The 16,447-nt window shown below is 68.1% G+C and carries 12 protein-coding genes; 6 read left to right on the forward strand and 6 right to left on the reverse strand.

The window, feature by feature from the left end:
- From ABEA26_RS29775 to ABEA26_RS29800, 6 genes are all read left to right on the forward strand, one after another.
- The coding region (locus tag ABEA26_RS29775) for a glycosyltransferase family 2 protein (protein WP_345596460.1) at window positions 1-1,502 on the forward strand (1,502 nt) is incomplete at its 5' end.
- A 74-nt stretch (window positions 1,503-1,576) separates the two neighbouring features.
- Window positions 1,577-2,668 carry an aldo/keto reductase gene (locus ABEA26_RS29780; protein ID WP_345596461.1) on the forward strand — a complete coding sequence of 364 codons (1,092 nt, stop codon included), beginning with the start codon at window positions 1,577-1,579 and terminating at the stop codon, window positions 2,666-2,668.
- A complete protein-coding gene (locus ABEA26_RS29785) occupies window positions 2,661-3,728 on the forward strand; it encodes an NAD(P)-dependent oxidoreductase (protein ID WP_345596462.1) in 1,068 nt (355 codons plus the stop codon). The genes ABEA26_RS29780 and ABEA26_RS29785 overlap by 8 nt, the downstream gene beginning before the upstream one ends.
- Window positions 3,728-4,306: an NUDIX domain-containing protein gene (locus tag ABEA26_RS29790; protein ID WP_345596463.1), complete on the forward strand. Its 579-nt coding sequence runs from the start codon at window positions 3,728-3,730 to the stop codon at window positions 4,304-4,306. The genes ABEA26_RS29785 and ABEA26_RS29790 overlap by 1 nt, the downstream gene beginning before the upstream one ends.
- A complete protein-coding gene (locus ABEA26_RS29795) occupies window positions 4,303-5,664 on the forward strand; it encodes a protoporphyrinogen/coproporphyrinogen oxidase (protein WP_345596464.1) in 1,362 nt (453 codons plus the stop codon). The genes ABEA26_RS29790 and ABEA26_RS29795 overlap by 4 nt, the downstream gene beginning before the upstream one ends.
- Window positions 5,665-5,691: 27 nt before the next feature.
- Window positions 5,692-8,049: a pyridoxal phosphate-dependent decarboxylase family protein gene (locus ABEA26_RS29800; RefSeq protein ID WP_345596465.1), complete on the forward strand. Its 2,358-nt coding sequence runs from the start codon at window positions 5,692-5,694 to the stop codon at window positions 8,047-8,049.
- A gap of 37 nt (window positions 8,050-8,086) precedes the next feature.
- Here the strand turns inward: ABEA26_RS29800 and ABEA26_RS29805 are convergent, their stop codons facing one another.
- The 6 genes from ABEA26_RS29805 to ABEA26_RS29830 form a co-directional block, all read right to left on the reverse strand.
- Window positions 8,087-9,856, reverse strand: a complete 1,770-nt coding sequence (locus tag ABEA26_RS29805; protein WP_345596466.1) for an ABC transporter ATP-binding protein — start codon at window positions 9,854-9,856, stop codon at window positions 8,087-8,089.
- 95 nt (window positions 9,857-9,951) lie between these two features.
- Window positions 9,952-11,838 carry an ABC transporter ATP-binding protein gene (locus ABEA26_RS29810; protein ID WP_345596467.1) on the reverse strand — a complete coding sequence of 629 codons (1,887 nt, stop codon included), beginning with the start codon at window positions 11,836-11,838 and terminating at the stop codon, window positions 9,952-9,954.
- Window positions 11,839-12,013: 175 nt separating this feature from the next.
- The gene (locus ABEA26_RS29815; protein ID WP_345596468.1) at window positions 12,014-12,718 is read right to left on the reverse strand and encodes an NUDIX domain-containing protein; all 705 of its coding nucleotides are present in this window, start codon (window positions 12,716-12,718) and stop codon (window positions 12,014-12,016) included.
- Between the two features lie 437 nt (window positions 12,719-13,155).
- The gene (locus tag ABEA26_RS29820; RefSeq protein WP_345596469.1) at window positions 13,156-14,550 is read right to left on the reverse strand and encodes a condensation domain-containing protein; all 1,395 of its coding nucleotides are present in this window, start codon (window positions 14,548-14,550) and stop codon (window positions 13,156-13,158) included.
- 72 nt (window positions 14,551-14,622) lie between these two features.
- On the reverse strand, window positions 14,623-15,282 hold the full coding sequence (locus ABEA26_RS29825; RefSeq protein WP_345596470.1) for a GNAT family N-acetyltransferase: 660 nt from the start codon (window positions 15,280-15,282) through the stop codon (window positions 14,623-14,625).
- 549 nt (window positions 15,283-15,831) lie between these two features.
- On the reverse strand, window positions 15,832-16,311 hold the full coding sequence (locus tag ABEA26_RS29830) for a VOC family protein (protein WP_345596471.1): 480 nt from the start codon (window positions 16,309-16,311) through the stop codon (window positions 15,832-15,834).
- Between the last annotated feature and the right edge of the window lie 136 nt (window positions 16,312-16,447).

Consider the following 16,447-nt stretch of genomic DNA (forward strand, 5'->3'; position numbering starts at 1 on the left):
GGATCGGTCGCCAAGGCTCACGCGAGGAGTTCGCGGCCGACCTCCACCCGACACTGGTGGTGCTGCTCCCCGCTCTGCGCGAGCAGTCTCTGGTCGCCGCAACACTCCGTTTCTACGCGACCGTGCGCTATCCGGGCCTTCTGGTGCCGATCGTGGTGACCAGCCGCAAAGAGGATCATGACCGGCAGCGTCAGCTCGACTTGCTGAAGGAGGCGTGGGAGGGTGACTGTCCTCCGCGTTCCGACGGCGACGTCAAACGCGTCCTGGCCGCGCTGCTGTCACCCTCCGACTGTGCCGCGGTGGCCCACGAGGTGCTCTCGATTCCCGCCCACGACGTCGCCGGGCGAGGCGCCGCGGCCCGCTCGGCGTTGCACGCGCTGCCCACCACGGCAGAGGTGGTCGAGACGGCGATCAGGGAGCTCAACGCACGCGGCGGGGCTCGCACTTGCTACCACGTCTCCTATCCGCGGATCACCGGCCGAAAGGGCTCGCAGCTCAACCACGCCGTGGCCCTGCTGGAGCAGTTGGATCCGGGCGTGCCCGTCGACCCGGAGAACACCCTGGTGGCGGTGTTCGACTTCGACGCGCTGCCGCACCCGCGGACCTTTGTCGACGTCGGGGCGGAAGCCGCTCGGCGTCGTGCCGCGCAGAAGCCGATACCGGCGATGCTCCAACAGGTGCAGCTTCCCTTCAACTTCAGATCGTCCTTCGCCAAGGGGATCGACGGCCTCCTGATGCGCGGCCAGGTCTTGTACTGGCTGCGCCGCGGTCTGGCGATCGAGACGGGCCGGCTCCTGGTCAAGCGGAGCCTGGACCGGCGTCGGTTGCCGCACCTGGTCCGCGGGCTCGTACGGCCGATGATCTACGGCATCGGTTCAGGGATGTTCTTCCGTCTGGACGCGCTGCGCGTGGCGGGCCCTTTCCCCGAGCCGCACGACGATCTCGCGATGGGGTACCGGGCCTCGTTCCTGGGCTGGGACATCGTCCCCGTCCCCAGCTTCAACCTCACCGAGCCCTACTACACCTGTGCGTCGATGGTCAGGGCCTGGGCGAGCGTCTGCTACGGGGGCACACGAGTACGCGACGACCTGCACCATGTCAGGGAACGCGCGACCACCTTGCGCCGCTGGGAGCAGTGGGCGCTGGTCTGCAAGGAATGGCTGGACACGTTCGTATGGTTCGCGGGTTGCCTGCTGGTCCCCGCGGCGGTGGTCGTCACCGCGACCGCAGGCCCGGTGTGGTCGCTGCTGGTCGCGGCCGCTCTGCTGCTGGCCTACCCCGTGACGGCGCTGGCCCTTCTCGCACTCCTGCCCAGGTTGCGGGGGCAGTTGGGCGACACCAGCCGGTCCTGGATCACCGATTGGCGCACCGCAGCCGCGCTCGTGGCCCTCTTCATCCTCCAGCCCTTCGTCAGCGCGACCGGCCCCTGGTCCCTGGCGAAGTCCGCGCTGACCAGCGGACGCCGGGGAGCCGACCTGGTCAACGGCAAGACCGAACGATGACGCCGCTCCCGGCGTCGTCCTGAACCATCCCAGCGGCGGACACCACAAGAGGAAGGCGCGGAAACCCGCTATCCATGGAGTACAGACAGCTAGGCCACAGTGGCATCCGGGTGTCCCGGGTGGTTCTCGGCGCCTTCAACTTCGGTGGGCCCACCGACGAAACGGACGCCACGGCCATCATCGACGAGGCGCTCGACGCGGGCGTCAACCTCATCGACATCGCCAACGTCTACCAGGACGGTCGGAGCGAGGAGATCGTCGGCAGGGCGGTCCGGTCCCGCCGGGACGACGTTCTGATCGCCACCAAGTGCTACAACGAGGTCGGTCCGGGCCCCAATGACTGGGGCAATTCCGCCTTCGCCGTGAAGCGGGAGTGCGAGCGCTCCCTCCGGCGTCTGGGCACCGACCACATCGACGTCTACTACCTGCACCGCCACGACCCCCACACGCCCCAGGAGGAGACTCTCGGCGCCCTGGAGGACCTGGTGCGCGCGGGCAAGATCCGTTACTTCGGCACGTCCACTGTCCCCACCCCCGAGGACATGGCGGAGCAGCGAGGCGGGCTGGGGGTGATTCCCAGCTGGCGCATCGCACAACTTGTGGAGCTGGCCCGGGGGACCCGGCTGCCACGCGTGGTCAGCGAGCAGTCCCCGTACAACCTGCTGGAACGCGAGATCGAGAGGGACGTCCTCCCCCTCTGCGGCGAACTCGGCGTCGGACTGCTCGCCTACAGCCCACTGGCCATGGGGCTGCTCAGCGAACGCTTCCTCAACGGCGCGGCACCAGCTGAGTCCCGGTTCACCGACTGGTTCTCGCCCGGCGGTCCCGTCTGGGACCCCGTATACACGGCCCTGTCACGGCTGTCCGCACTGGCCGCCGAACACGGGCTGTCCCTCCCGGACTTCGCGCACGCCTGGAGCTTCGGGGCGCCCGGCACGACCGGCACCATCGTCGGTCCCCGCTCCCTCGACCAGTGGCGCAGGGCGCTGCGCTGCTACGAACTGGAAATCGGCAGCGACGCCAGGGCCGCCGTCGACCTGATCGTTCCGCCCGGCACGAGCCTGTGGTTCCGCACGGTGGAACGCGGCCACCGCCTGCGGGCATCGCAGGGGGACGGGCAGCAGTCTTCCGCCACAGAGACCCTCATTGGGAGTGATCATGCCTGAGACATCCGGGCGCCCGCGCGTGCTGCTGACGGACGACGGACTGCTGGAGGACTTCTGGGCGTTTCTGCGGCAGCGTCTGGAGGACCGCCTCTCGCCCTTCTGCGACCTTCAGTACATCGATGTGCGCAGCTCGTCCCTGGAGGACGTGGACTGGGCGGGGATCGACGCGGTCGCGCTCTTCGGAGGCGAACTCACCGAGGACATGATCCGCAGAGCAACCCGTCTCGCGGTGGTGGGCAGCGAGACCGACAACCTCGGCATCGCCTCCATCGAGGAACTGTGGAAGCGGGGCATCCCCTTCGTCGAGGGCACCCCCGGCTGGGGCCCGTCGGTCGCCGAATGCGGACTGGCGCTCATCCTCTCCGCCCTGCGCAGGGTTCCCCTCTGGCACCAACGCGTCATCGACGGATTCCGCCCGTGGGAATACCCCTATGTCCAGTTCTGCGACGACGACCGCTTCGTCAACGGAACCGTGGGCGGCAAAACCGTCGGAATCCTTGGCGCGGGAGAGATCGGTGGCCGGCTGTCCCAGTACTGCGCCGCCATGGGCGCTCGCGTCCGGGTCCACGACCCCTTCCGCACCGCGGAGCGATTCGCCGCGATCGGGGCCGAACCGGTGAGCCTGGCAGAGCTCATGGAGTCCGACATCCTCGTCATCGCCACTCCCGACACCCCCAGCGTGACGAACCTGGTGTCCCGTGAGCACGTGAAGACCCTGCGCCCCGGGGCCTTGGTCGTCACCCTCACCCGGTCCACGGCGATCGACGTCACCGCGCTGCGGGAGCGCGTACTCGCGGACGAGCTCGCCTGGGCTGCCGACGTCTACGACGTGGAACCCCTTCCGCCCGGCGATCCGGTCATCGGGCGGGACAACGTCGTGCACCTCCCGCACATAGCGGGCCGGACCAAGGACGCCAACCACGCCGTCGCCGATCTGATCGCCGACGACTTCCTCCGCGTGTTCGACGGCCGGCCGCCTCTGCATGTCATGACCCCGGAACGGCTGCTCGTACGGACGGGCGAACCGGGAACCACAGTGATCACCGAATGGAACAACTGATGAGCCAGTCCGCCGACACCTCCACTCCACGCCCAGCCGACGCCAAACCGCGCGTACAGGTCGTCGCGGGCCTCGTGCGGTCCGGCGACCAGATCCTGCTGGTCCGGGAAGTCATCGCCGACGAGGGGCCGCTCGCCTGGTCGCTGCCGGGCGGTGGCGTGAAGAAGGGCGAACTCGTCCACGAGGCGCTGGAGCGGGAGCTGCGGGAGGAGACCGGCCTGAGGGTGGGCACGCCCAAGGGCCTCGCCTTCGTCGTGCATCACGACACACCCGCATACCCCTCGGCGATCCTGTGCGCCCTGGAGTACGACGACTGGGAGGGCGAGATCACGGTCGCGGACCCCTCCGGGGACATCGTCGAAGCGCGCTTCTTCCCCGTCGAGGAAGCCATGCGGGAGATGGAGCGCACCACCGGACTGCCCCATCACCAACCGGTCGTGGAGTACCTTCGCGGCCGGGCTCCCGCCGGCACGGCCTGGATGTACCGGAGGACCGAGGACTCGACCGACGAACTACTCGCGCGGTTCGCCCCGGTCGCCGCGGACCTCGACCGGCCGGCATCACAGGCGCGGGAATGAGGACGACCGGGTGGCCGGTCCTCGTCATCGGTGCGGGACCGTGCGGGCTGGCGGCAGCCCGCACCCTGCAGCAGTCCGACGTGCCGGCCGTGGTCCTGAACAAGGAGCACCACGTCGGCGGACTCGCGGCGTCCTTCCGCGACTCCGCCGGTTTCCTCTGGGACCAGGGCGGCCACGTGGTCTTCAGCCACTACGGCGAGTTCGACGCTCTGCTGAAGGAGATGATGGGGGACGAGCTCGAACACCACGAGCGGGTCTCCTACATCCTGATGGGGGACCGCCGTGTCCCCTACCCCTTCCAGCGGAATCTGGCCGCGCTCGATCCGGACCAGGCCCTGGAATGCATCGTGGGTCTCATCGAACGTCCGGAGCCGTCGCCGCCCCGGCATTTCGGTGGCTGGATGGAAGCGCAGTTCGGAACCGGTATCACCCGGCATTTCATGCGCCCCTACAACACCAAGGTGTGGTCGACGCCCCCGGAGCAGATGTCGACCGAGTGGATGAGCGAGAGAGTGGCGCCCGTCGACTGGCTGGAGTGCCTGGCCAACCTGGTCCACGGCAGGACGGACCCGGCGTGGGGGCCCAACAGCACCTTCGCCTACCCGGCCACCGGCGGTACCGGGGAGCCCTTCAGACGACTGGCCGCCAGGCTCCCGGAGGTCCGCCTCGGTGCCCAGGTCGTCAGCATCGACCCGGACCGCCGTCAGGCCGTGACGGCCGACGGCACCGAGTACGGCTACGAGCAGCTCATCAGCACCATGCCGCTGAACCACCTGGTCGCGATGCTGACCCGCTGCCCGTCCCACATCCGCTCGGCCGCCGCGACGCTGCGCCACAACCAGGTCCACGTCGTGGGCGTCGGAGCGGACGGGCCGGGAGACGCGGACTGGAGCTGGATGTACTTCCCGGAGCCCGAGTATCCCTTCTACCGGGTGACCAATCTGGGCCACTACGCGGACGGCAACCTCCCTCCCGGCCCCGGGGCCCACCACTCCCTGATGTGCGAGATCTCGCTCCCCCCGGACGTCGAGGCGGACGGGCAGGACCTGGCCGGGAGGGCTGTCGCGGGCCTGCGGCGTGCGCGGCTGTTGCGGGATTCCGCGCAGGTGCGTTCCGTCTACACCAGGCGCATACCGATGGCGTACCCGGTGCCCACTCGCGGACGGAGCGAAGCGGTGGCGAGCATTCTGGCCCACCTCGAAGACCTCGGCATCTATTCGCGGGGGCGTTTCGGCACGTGGCTCTACGAATTCGGAAACATGGACCACGCCGTGAAGATGGGCATCGATGTGGCGTGCCACCTGACGACCGGCGCCCCCGAGAGCATTCTGCTGCCCCATCGCCGGGCAGAACACTGAGTCGGTTCGAAGGAGCGGGGAGCAGACATGGGAGACCTCGACAACGGCTGGACGGTGAGCGACGCCTTTCCGGAGCATCCGCTTACCGCCGATGAGTTGGAGACGCGGCTGAGCGCGGCGCGCGCGGAGACCACGCCCTGGGACGACCCCGGCCAGACGCGGCTAGGGTTCGCCATGGCGGCCCCGGCTCCGTCCGCCGTACGGGTGTGGTCGGACTTCCTCGCAGCCAATACGAACAACGTCGGTGTGCACACCGGCTTCGGAGCCGGAGCGGCCGGAACACGACGTCTGGAACGGGAGGCGCTGCTGAGTCTCGCCGGCCTGTACCACGCGGACTCGGCCGAGGGCCATGTCACCTCCGGGGCCACGGAGGCGGTGATCCAGGGACTGCGCATCGGCCGCAACGCGACCCGGGACTCGCCGCATGCGCGTGTCGCCGTCATCACCGGTGAATTCGCCCATCATTCGGTGGCGAAGGCGGCGGAGATTCTCGGTCTGGACTACCGCCCGGTGCCGGCCGACCAGGCGTGGACCCTCAGCGCCGAGGCCGTCGAGCGGGCTGCCGACGAGGCCGTGCGGGACGGCGCGACGGGAATCGTCGTGGTGGCCACGGCCGGCTATTACAACAGCGGACTGTGCGACCCGATCGCCGAGATGAGCCTCCGTATCCGGGAACGCGCCGCGCGCGACGCCGGACGCGTCAGGTACTTCTTCTATGTGGACGCCGCCCATGGGGGGTTCGTCTTCCCCTTCACCGCTCCCGATCTGGCCTTCGATTTCCGCAATCCCGGGGTGCACGCCATGGCGGTGGACCCGCACAAGTCAGGGCTGCTGCCGTACTCCTGCGGCGTTCTGCTGGCACGCCGCGGCCTGCTCCAGCACGTCACCGCGGTCAGTCCGGTCACCGGCGTGGTCGATGACACCCTGATCGGATCGCGTCCTGGTGCCGCTGCCGCGGCGCTGTGGGCCGTTCTGTTCGGACACGGCCGCTCCCGCTTCACCGAGCTGGCCCACACCTGGCTGGCCAAGCGCGACGCGTTGGCGGAGGCCATCCGTTCCGCGGATCCGAGGTGCGTGCTGCGGGTGGCCCCGCACGCCCCGGTCGTCACCGCCTCCTTCGACGTCCCTCAGGGCCGATTGCCGCAGGAACTGGCGCAACGGTACCGACTGGTGCCGATCCTGGCCCCGGCGGCGGACGGAGGGCGTCGACTCCACTACCACTTCTATGCCGGGCAGAGCCTGACGCCGGCGCAGATAGCCGGCTTCGGAGAGGCCCTGGCACGTGCTGTCACCGAGGTGCGGGCCGAGGCCGCGCCGCGACGGCCGAGCGCCGACGACAGCGACGCCGCACGGGATCTGTTGCCGCCCACCGCTTGCTTCCGGCACTTCGCGGCCCACCCGCCGGGGCGGCGGGACCCGGACGCCCCGGGTTACTCCTTCCATACCTTCACCACCCGCCGGTCGACCGGTGAGGAGCTGCGGCACCGTCCGTGGGGGGTGGCCCCGTCCGGGCGTCAGGTGACCCTGTTCGCCCCGGACCTGGCGCGGCCCTTCGCCAACGAGCTTTTCGGCGTCCACACGGACGTCTATACCGCCGAGATCCTCGACCGCCATCAGCAGAAGCTGTCGCTGGTGGGTGCCGTGCATTTCTGCTTCCCGCTCGCCGAACCAGGGTGCCAGGCCCTGCTCAACTTCGAGTCGACCGGCGCCTTTCGGTCGGTGGAGTACAAGTTCGGCGGCCGGAGCGAATTCGACGAAATACAGTGCTTCACCGACCGGACCGTCGTGAAGTTCGGTAAGAACGCCACCGGAGTGCGACGTCCCCACAGCGATGCCTACTCCTTCTCAGTGGACACGTCGCTCGAATGCGTCGTCCTCTGGCAGAACGGGGACGCGGCTCCACGCCTGACGTCCCACCGGCACTACTCCGACGTACTCCTGCCGCGTCGGCGGCATCTGAACCGCGAGCAGTACAGTCGCTTCCCCAACCGCTTCTTCGACGGGGAGCTGGAGCTGCGGGCGGGACGCGGCCACAGCCGGCCCTGGCGGCTGTCCCAGTTCGGTTCCGGAGACGGTGTCCTCGCCCGATCCGCGCTGACGGGCCTGAGCGCGGTCGATGTCGAGGCCCGGGACGGCCAGTTGTCGGTGTCGGGGCGGTCTCTTCCCGCGGGCCGGTCGTTCGCCCTCTCGCTCCCCGTGGACCTGGGGTGCCGCCTGTCCGAGGCGCTCCCCGCGCTGGACGTCAGCAGGCCCGAGGAACTCACCACGGACGCCGCGGTCCAGTTCGCGGAGGCGGTGTACACGGTCATGGGCCCGTCCCTGCCGGTGCGGGACGCGCAGGACATGTGGCACGTCTCGGCGCCGCCGGCACGACCCGCTGGGTGAGTCGGGCCGGACGGTCCGCACCGAGCCGCGCCTGAGCTCACGAGAGGGCTTGTCCCACCTCGGGCACCTCCCCGGCGTCCGCGTAGCCCATGGCCTGCTTGGTGAAGAGATCGCAGTAATGTCCCCGGGCCGCCATCAGCTCCGCGTGCGAGCCGTGCTCCGTCACCCGGCCGTTCTTCATGACGACGATCTCGTCCGCCATGTGCACGGTGCTGAATCGATGGGAGACCAGAAGAGTGACCCGTCCGGGGTTGGCCCGGGTCTCCCGTGTGAACCGTTCGTACAGATCCTGCTCCGCCTGGGGGTCGAGCGCGGCGGTCGGCTCGTCCAGTACGAGCAGCGACACGTCCGTGCGCAGCAGCCCCCGGGCGAGTGCGACACGCTGCCACTGACCGTGCGACAGATCCACGCCCTCGTGGAGCAGACCGAGTTGGGTGTCGACGCCGTCCGGGAGGCGATCAACGAAGCGGGCGGCACCGGCCCGGTCCAGGGCGTCGGCGATCTCCTCCGGCGGGGCGGGCGGCGTGAGCCTGCCGATGCCCACAGCCTCGGACACGGGTACCTCGAACTTCACGAAGTCCTGGTAGGTGGCCGACGTGCGGAGCCGCCAGCTGTCCACATCCAGTGCATCGAGGTGGACTCCGTCGACCGTGACGGAACCGGTGTCCGGAGCGTGCATACCGGTCAGCAGCTTCGCCAGCGTCGTCTTTCCGGCTCCGTTGTCGCCGACCAGGGCGACGGTCCTGCCGGGGCGAAGAGTGAGGTCGATGGCGTTGAGCGCTGCCGCCTCGGCACCGGGATAGGTGAAGTGCACGTCGCGCAGCACGATGCCGTCATGCAGTGACCGGCCAGGGGCAACCGTTCCCTTGCCCGCACGTTGCGCGGCGTAGGACGTCAGCCACGAGAAGTGGCGGGTGGCCTGACCGGCCTCCGCCAGCCGCAGGAAGTTGTCGACGACGAAACGGACCTGCCACCGCATGCGCATACCGAGCGCCAGCACCAGGGCCAGATCGCCGAGCGAGGCGCGGCCGTCGGCCGCCATCGCGATCACCACGACCAGGGTCACCCCGAAGCCGGCGGAGTAGACCAGCCAGCCGCCCAACTGCCACAGCACGGAGCCGAGTTCCGCGTTGGTCAGCCGCAGGTTCCAGGCGTCCCAGGAGGCGGACGCCTCATCGTTCAGCCTCCGGCCCGCTCGCGATGTGCGGATCTCCTTGTTCCGGGCGACGTCGGTGAACAGATCGTGGACGGCTTCCTCCCTGCGTTCATGCTGAGCGCCCGCGTCGCGCGCCTGTCGCACCATCCGCTCGCCCCGGCTTGCGACCCACAGCGGGGGTATCGCGAACACCGCGAGAAGGGCGAGAGCCGGGTGTACCCCGATCAGCAGCCACAGGGACAGCAGTATGCTCGCGGCGGCCGCGCCGGCGTCCGCGAGCAGCCAGCCCGCTGCGGCCAGGGACCGGGTCCCGTGCCTCAGCACGGAGATCCGGTCGAGATAGTCGGGCCGCTCCAGATGGTCGATGGTGGGGACCCCCGCCACCATCGTCAGGACATCCTCGTTGACCTGGACGTCGACCCGGTCGGCGAGATCCGACTGCAGATTGCTCTGGTAGCGGCCGCCGGCCGCCATCACGGCATGGGAGAGAGCGCCCACCACGACCGCGGCGAGGAGCCCCGTCATCGTGTCGAGGCCGGCCGAGTCGATGACCCATCGCTGGCTCAGGCCGTTCATGGCGACTGCCCCGGCCTGCAACACGACCAGCGCGGTGACGAGCAGGGAGGCACGTCGGTTCGTACGCCACGTCATTGCGGCGATCGGTCGCAGCAGTTGATGCTTCCTTGTCATCTTCATCTCTGCTCAGCCTTGGGTGAGGGGACTCGGGCCTGCGCTGCGCCGCCGCGTCATGCGGACCGGACCTCTGCGACGGAAGCGTCCGGTCCGTTGAAGCGCTCGGCCTGGAGCCGGAAGAGCCGCGCGTACTCCCCGCCTGCGGCCATGAGTTCGCTGTGACTACCGCTTTCCGCGACCCTTCCGCCATCGAGGAGGACGATCCTGTCGGCGTGCCGGACCGTGGACATGCGGTGCGAGATGAGGACGACGCTGCGTCCTCGCACCTCGGCCACCACACGCTGGTAGAAGTCGGACTCCGTCTCGACGTCGAGATGCGCGGTCGGCTCGTCCAGGATGATCAGCTCCCGGCCGTGCCAGGCGGCGAACATGGCGCGTGCCACCGCGACCTGCTGCCACTGGCCTCCGGAGAGATCGACGCCACCGGTCTGCTCGCTCCAGAGCACCGTGTCCGCGCCGGAGGGCAGGCTCGCCGGCAGGGTGCCGCCGCTGATCTGTGCCAGGGCCCGCACGGCCCGGGTGGTGTCGTGCAGGGCCTCGGGCGCTCCCATGGCCACATTCTGGGCGGCGCTGAGCGGGTAGCGGTTGAAGTCCTGGAAGACGACCGTGAGCCGACTGCGCCAGGCTTCCGCGTCGATGTCCGAAAGATCGGTGCCGTCAACGGTGATCCGGCCGTCGCCCGGTTCGTACAGGCCGGTCAGGAGCTTGATCAGGGTGGTCTTGCCGGCGCCGCTGTGCCCTACGACGGCGAGGACTTCGCCCGGGTGTATGCGCAGGTCGAGATTGTTCAGGACGGGCCGGTCGGAGCCGGTGTAGCGGAACGTCACCTTCTCCAGGACGATCTCCGCCGGTGTGGCGCGGCTGCTGTCCGGCGCGTCCACCGCGACGGCGGCGCCGTTGCTCTCCGTCTGTGCTTCGAGGCGTCGCAGTGCCTTCACCGAGTCGAGGCCGTACTCGATGTCGTAGGCCTCCATGCCCATGAAGCTGATCTGGAAGACCACCCCGGCGGCCGTGAGGCACGTCATCAGCTCGCCGACACTGATCTCGCCTCTGCGGAAGGCGATCCCGGGTATGAGGAGCGAGGCGGCGGCCGAGCCCAGGGCGATGCCTATCGTCCACCACTGCCTGCCCAGGACTTGGGCTCTGGACTGCCACAGGGCGTCCGCTGCATCGAGCGCCTCGCGGGTGCGGCGACGAACGGACCACTCGGCCAGTCCGAAGAGCCGTACCTCCTTGGCCGCCTCCCGTCCGCCCGCCACATCCGTCCAGTAGCGGACGCGCCGTGCGCCGCGCTCGCCGGTGCTCATGACGGAGGCGAGATACATCCACTGTCGGCGGATGACGGACCGCATGAGGAGAGAGGCGGCGAGCAACCCCGCCGCCAGTAGGGGGAAGTGGATGCCCAGGAGGACGGCGGCCGCGCAAGCCGAAAGCACCCGGAAGGTCAACAGGACCTGCCCCACCGCGGCCCTTCCCGGTGAACGGAACGTTCCAGGACCGATCGCCGAGGCGCGACTGACATCGTCGAGATACTCCGCGTTCTCCATGTGGACGATCCCGCGCGGCTGTGTGACGAGCGACCGGATGCGCTCTCTGGCACGACCGTCCACATGCCGGGCGAGCACACGCTGCAGCACATCTCGGCAAGCCACCATCAGTTCCTCGGAGAGCATCAGGAGGATGACGCAAAGGAGCGGCGCCGTCATCGTACCCGCGTCCGCATCTGTGCGGACGACCCCGGCCAGCCGCGTGGTCAGCCAGCCGATCGTCACGGCACTGGCCGTGGGCAGCGCCGCTGTCAGGAGATGGGTGACCAGCAGGCCGGCCGACATGAGGCGGTACGTCCGCAGCGGTTGCAGCAACTCCATTCGCTCGCGGCCGAGGCTCGCGCGCTGCCCCGCCCATCGACGCATGGGTTCCAGTACCATCGCCCACTTCACAGGCATACTCCTCTGGTTGCCCCGCTTTCCAGGTACGGCCGTACTCAGGACAGAGGGGGATGTCCCGCCCGCACGGGTGGCGGACGGACGATCACCGGCAGTCAGGCCCGTGCAGACGGGCCAAACGGCCGACGGCATCGCGAGAGGCGGTGACTCGCCTGCGGCACGGTGTCACTCACCACGTGCAGGGCGCTTTGAGATCGTGGATGCCGTCCGCCAACTGCGCGGGCTCGGTGGGCCAGCCCGCCCGGTACCAGTGGGCGATCCGCCACGCGAGGCGCCGAGGCCACACCGGAGCTGCCGCGAGGTCGCTCACGGGAACCCATACGGGGGTGCCGCCATGATTGTCCAGTTCCTCGTCGGTGCCCAGTTCTCCACCGGCTTCCAGGAGGAAGTAATGCTCGCGGCGGCCCCCTTTCCAGACTTGGGCCACTTCCTGGACCACGCCGGCCGACAACCCGCTTTCCTCGCGCAGTTCACGGATCACAGCTTCGTGCAAAGTTTCGCCCGCCTCGACGCCGCCTCCCGGGATCTCGTAGTAGGTGTCGTCTCCCTCCCGCAGTTCAATCAGCAGCATGTGACCGTGCCGGAGCACCACGGCGCCGGCCCGGACCCTTACAGGGGCCGCGCTCGTCGGGTCGATCAACGGCGTTTCCTCCTGGACCAGAACACCGTTGGCCCAAGCCCGCAGAACGGTCTCGGCGGTGCCCAGCGGATGGATTCGCGCGTGCAGCGCCTCTGCGAAGGACAGGGAGACGCGTTCGCTGTCTTCTGTACGACCGCAGATGAGGCTGTACGACCCACGCTCGCTCTGGTTTTTCGTCAGGACCAGACGGTCGTCTTCAAACTGTGGGATCAGAACTGGAGGGGTGTCGGTCATCCGGTCTTCCGCACGTGAGGAACCTCAGTACGAGGTCGATGGCCAGATGATCATAGCCAGTGGGCTGCGCGAGTGACAGCGCGCCGTGGACCTCGGGTTCTCCCGGCAAATCTCCAGTGATTACGGGGCCGTTGGTGAGGTTCGTCCGTTGACGCACGCCGATTGAGACGTGCCGGCAGGGAGGGCAAGCCGGTCGGATTCGCCCGGTACGGGACTTGACCACGAATAGTTCAACACGGGTTATGCGGTTGGTGCCGGCGTAGGAAAGCGGGCGGAAGAGAAGTGCCACAACGCAGCGATCATCCGCCCCACCGGCCGCCGCGTCGACGTTCTGCACGCCATGCTCGAGCACCGCACCCGCTACCGACCCGGGGCATGCGCAGACAGCCTGGGCAAGCCCGCAGACCTTGACCGAACAGATGGAAGCCCTTCGTGTTTCAGGCCCCCTGCAGGCGCCCCGTCAACAGCGGCAGCTGAACCGTCAGGCGTCGGAACAGGTCTGCGACGGCGCGGACGCTGCTTTCGTCGTGGTAGCCGGCCTCGTAGCAGAGGAAGCCGGTCAGCTCACCGTCAGACATGCGCAGGTCGAGGAAGAGCGTGCCGGCGTTGCCCCGAGCGGCTTGAGCCGAGGCGTAGATCAGCTCGGGAAACGTGCGCGGATACTCCCACAGCCGGGCGTCCAGGCCGTGGAACGGTATGGGCCCGTCCGGGCGGTCGAGGACGAGTCCGGTGATGCCGGTGAGCCGAAAATCCAGATGGGACAGGCAGGTCCGGAAGAACGCGTCGTCCCCCTCACGAACCAGAACCGATGAGGCTTTTTCTCCGGACGGCAGATCTGCGAGGTTCGCCGCGTGCCGTACTGCGCCGTGGACGTGGTGGAGAAAGTCGGCGGGGTCTCGCACGCCGAGATCGAAGGCCATTTCCACAGGCGCGCAGAACAACCCTATGGCGGACGTGCTGCCCGCTTCCGTGCGCCCGTGCGCGATGGTGGTGCCCACCAGACGGTCCCTTCCGTACACCTCGCCGACCGACCGGACCAGGGCGGCGAGCAACAGGGAGTACACGGAGATCCGCGCGGCCCGCGCGGATCTCCGGATACTCGTGACCTGCCCGGTGGTGAAGGTCATGGGTATGAGGCGGTAGTCACCCGTCAGAGCGGACAAGGCCACCCCGGTGCCGCCCAACGGTTCGGCGCTGCCGTGCTCGCGCAGTACCCGTGCCCGGTCCGCCACGCGGAGCCTCTTGGAGGCGAGGACGTCAGGGGCGTTGTCACGGCGGGCGAAATCGACGTAGGAGAAGTCAGCCGTGGGAGCCGGCGTCGACATCGCGCCCATACGACGGTTGTACGCTTCCGTGAGCTCGCGCATCAGGATCCTGCGACTAGCCCCGTCGAAGACCATGTGATGGAAGGCGAGGACGAAGACGTGCTCGTCGGGGGCGAGCCGGATCAGGGTGAGCCGGACCAGCGGACCTGTGAGGTCGAGGGGCAGAGAGGTGATCCTGTCGATCGCCTCCTCCGAGGAATGCGAGGCGCCCACGCCGACCACGTCCAGGGGTACGTACCCGCCGGTGACTCGCTGGACGGGCCGCGGGTCGTCCAACGGATGCGCGGTCCCGGTGACAAGGGCCAACCGCAGTGCGTCGTGCCGTGACGTGACTTCGGCGACGGCGTCACGCAAGGCCCCGACGTCGAGGGACCCTCTCAGCCGCAGGGCCCACGTCAGATCCATCGAATAGGAAGCCGGGTCGTAACTGCGGGTCCACTCCCAGCACCAGTCCTGGCGTGACGACAGGGGAATCCGCCCGGTATCCGACGACACATTCTCAGGCACACTTCCTACTTCCTCAGGGGGAACGGAGTACATCTGCAGAAACGATCCGGGCATGCGCCGCGACGCACACGCTCAGGGACCGGAACATGCCGGACTGTCCGGGGCCGTCGTGGTTCGGCCGCCGGTGGAAAGCTGTGTGCCGAGTTCGAGGAAGAACAGCCGAGCGGTCTTGTGCTCCATCGTGATTTCGTCGCCCATCGTGAAGCCCCCACGGAGCAGCAGCCGATGAGCCTTGGAGTTTCGGGCATCCGGCTCGCCGACGATACGCAGATGTCCCGGATCGGCACAGACGAAGCTGACCACGGCATCTAGCAATGCACCGCCGAATCCGTGCCGAGGCTCGCCCTCGGGAGGTGCGAAAAGCAAGTGGATGCCGACGTCTCCGGGCCGCACGGCATAGTGATCACTCAGAGGGTCGTGTTCCGGTTGGTAGGTCTGGAGCAGGCAGACAGGACGGCCGTCATGTTCCGCCAGGTACGCGTGATGGGTGTTCAGGCCATCGACGAAGGCGTACACCTCGCGTACCTGCTCCACGGTGTGGCCGACCATGCCCCAGAATCGAGCGCGCTCGTCATCCACCCAGGCATGGACGACGGCCGCGTCCTGGTCCGGAACGAGCCTGCGGAAGGAAACGGTGCCGAACCCGGGCACCGGGCACTGGTGGAGCACCACCAGCGGGCTCGTGGCGGGCTCACGGTGTGTGTCCGGGGCCGGACCGATGCGCTGACTCATACGTCCTTCTCCTTTGAGTAGACCTCAGTCGGTGTCCACCGGGATGAGCATGCCGCGTGACCACAGCGGGGGCTGGCCTTGATGGTGCGGACGGTGGGGAAGGGGACGTTCGCGCAGGCCGGTACCGTCAGCTCCCAGGCCCGTGAGGCTCTCCTGTCCCGGCTCTGCCTTCTGGTTACCGGCGCAAGGCACTTCAGCATCACAAAGGCAGCGAATTGCTCGGACTTCCACGGGAAGCCGTCGTCGCCCCTACCGCTGCTGACTGCCGAGCGGACCGGCCGTCCTGGACGAGCGTTGAAGCGCACGAAGGCCGAAGGGCCGACCGTGACGGCCGTCGCGGCCACCACCGACTTCGGACACGCTTTCCGTACGCGGTGCGGAGTGTTCTCCTCAACGTCTGCGTGTCGAAGGCCCGTAGCCAGCGGCAGTTGGCCCACCACGGGCCGATTCTCCAAGGTGGTCATGACCCGGCTCAGGTCGTCACCCGCACACGACGCATGAACCGAGCAGGATGACGATCGGGATTCACCCCGCCCGCAAACGCAACGATCACTTATCGCCGGCCGCATATTTGAGGAGGAACTCATCCCAAGTCGGTTCGAAGGTGGAGCGATCGGCTATCTCGATGCGCCTGCCGCTGCGGGTGACGAAATACGCGAAGCCCCACGGCTCGCGGTGCTCATCGAGCCCGACCACCTCTTCCTGGTAGCCGAGTTCCCGCATGCGCTTGAGGTCGCCCTTGAAGTCCTCTGTCCAGTAGCCCAGGTGGTGAACGGTCCCTTCCCGTGAGGGACTTTCAAAGGGCGTTCCAGGGGCAACTTGGATCAGCTCATGGTGCGGAGCTTCCAAAGAATAGGTTACCGTGAACCGCATTTCCCGGTCCACGCCATTGAAACGCGTCAGCTGCTCGAACTCAAGTGGCTCAATCCATCGACTACCGGTAATGGACGTGATTTCACGTGAAGATGCTTCCAGATCTTCCACCGCAATGCCGAAGTGGTAAAAATTTGCCGGACGAATGATGCTCATTCTTTTCCCTCGTGTTCGCTGTTGTGCGACTTCGGTATGTGGTAACTGTAAGCGTTGTCCCGTAAATGATCCATGACGTGCTCGCCGACCTGCTTGTTCCTTCGTCACCCGGCGAGGGTGAGGTTGTGCAGGCGGG

It is taken from the genome of Streptomyces marokkonensis (assembly GCF_039539045.1).
Classification (GTDB): domain Bacteria; phylum Actinomycetota; class Actinomycetes; order Streptomycetales; family Streptomycetaceae; genus Streptomyces; species Streptomyces marokkonensis.

Excerpts from the sequence above, each read along its gene's own strand:
- ABEA26_RS29805 (WP_345596466.1), bottom strand. The coding sequence starts at position 9,856 with ATGACGTGGCGTACGAACCGACGTGCCTCCCTGCTCGTCACCGCGCTG.
- ABEA26_RS29790 (WP_345596463.1), top strand. The coding sequence starts at position 3,728 with ATGAGCCAGTCCGCCGACACCTCCACTCCACGCCCAGCCGACGCCAAA.
- ABEA26_RS29785 (WP_345596462.1), top strand. The coding sequence starts at position 2,661 with ATGCCTGAGACATCCGGGCGCCCGCGCGTGCTGCTGACGGACGACGGA.
- ABEA26_RS29830 (WP_345596471.1), bottom strand. The coding sequence starts at position 16,311 with ATGAGCATCATTCGTCCGGCAAATTTTTACCACTTCGGCATTGCGGTG.
- ABEA26_RS29780 (WP_345596461.1), top strand. The coding sequence starts at position 1,577 with ATGGAGTACAGACAGCTAGGCCACAGTGGCATCCGGGTGTCCCGGGTG.
- ABEA26_RS29800 (WP_345596465.1), top strand. The coding sequence starts at position 5,692 with ATGGGAGACCTCGACAACGGCTGGACGGTGAGCGACGCCTTTCCGGAG.
- ABEA26_RS29795 (WP_345596464.1), top strand. The coding sequence starts at position 4,303 with ATGAGGACGACCGGGTGGCCGGTCCTCGTCATCGGTGCGGGACCGTGC.
- ABEA26_RS29825 (WP_345596470.1), bottom strand. The coding sequence starts at position 15,282 with ATGAGTCAGCGCATCGGTCCGGCCCCGGACACACACCGTGAGCCCGCC.
- ABEA26_RS29815 (WP_345596468.1), bottom strand. The coding sequence starts at position 12,718 with ATGACCGACACCCCTCCAGTTCTGATCCCACAGTTTGAAGACGACCGT.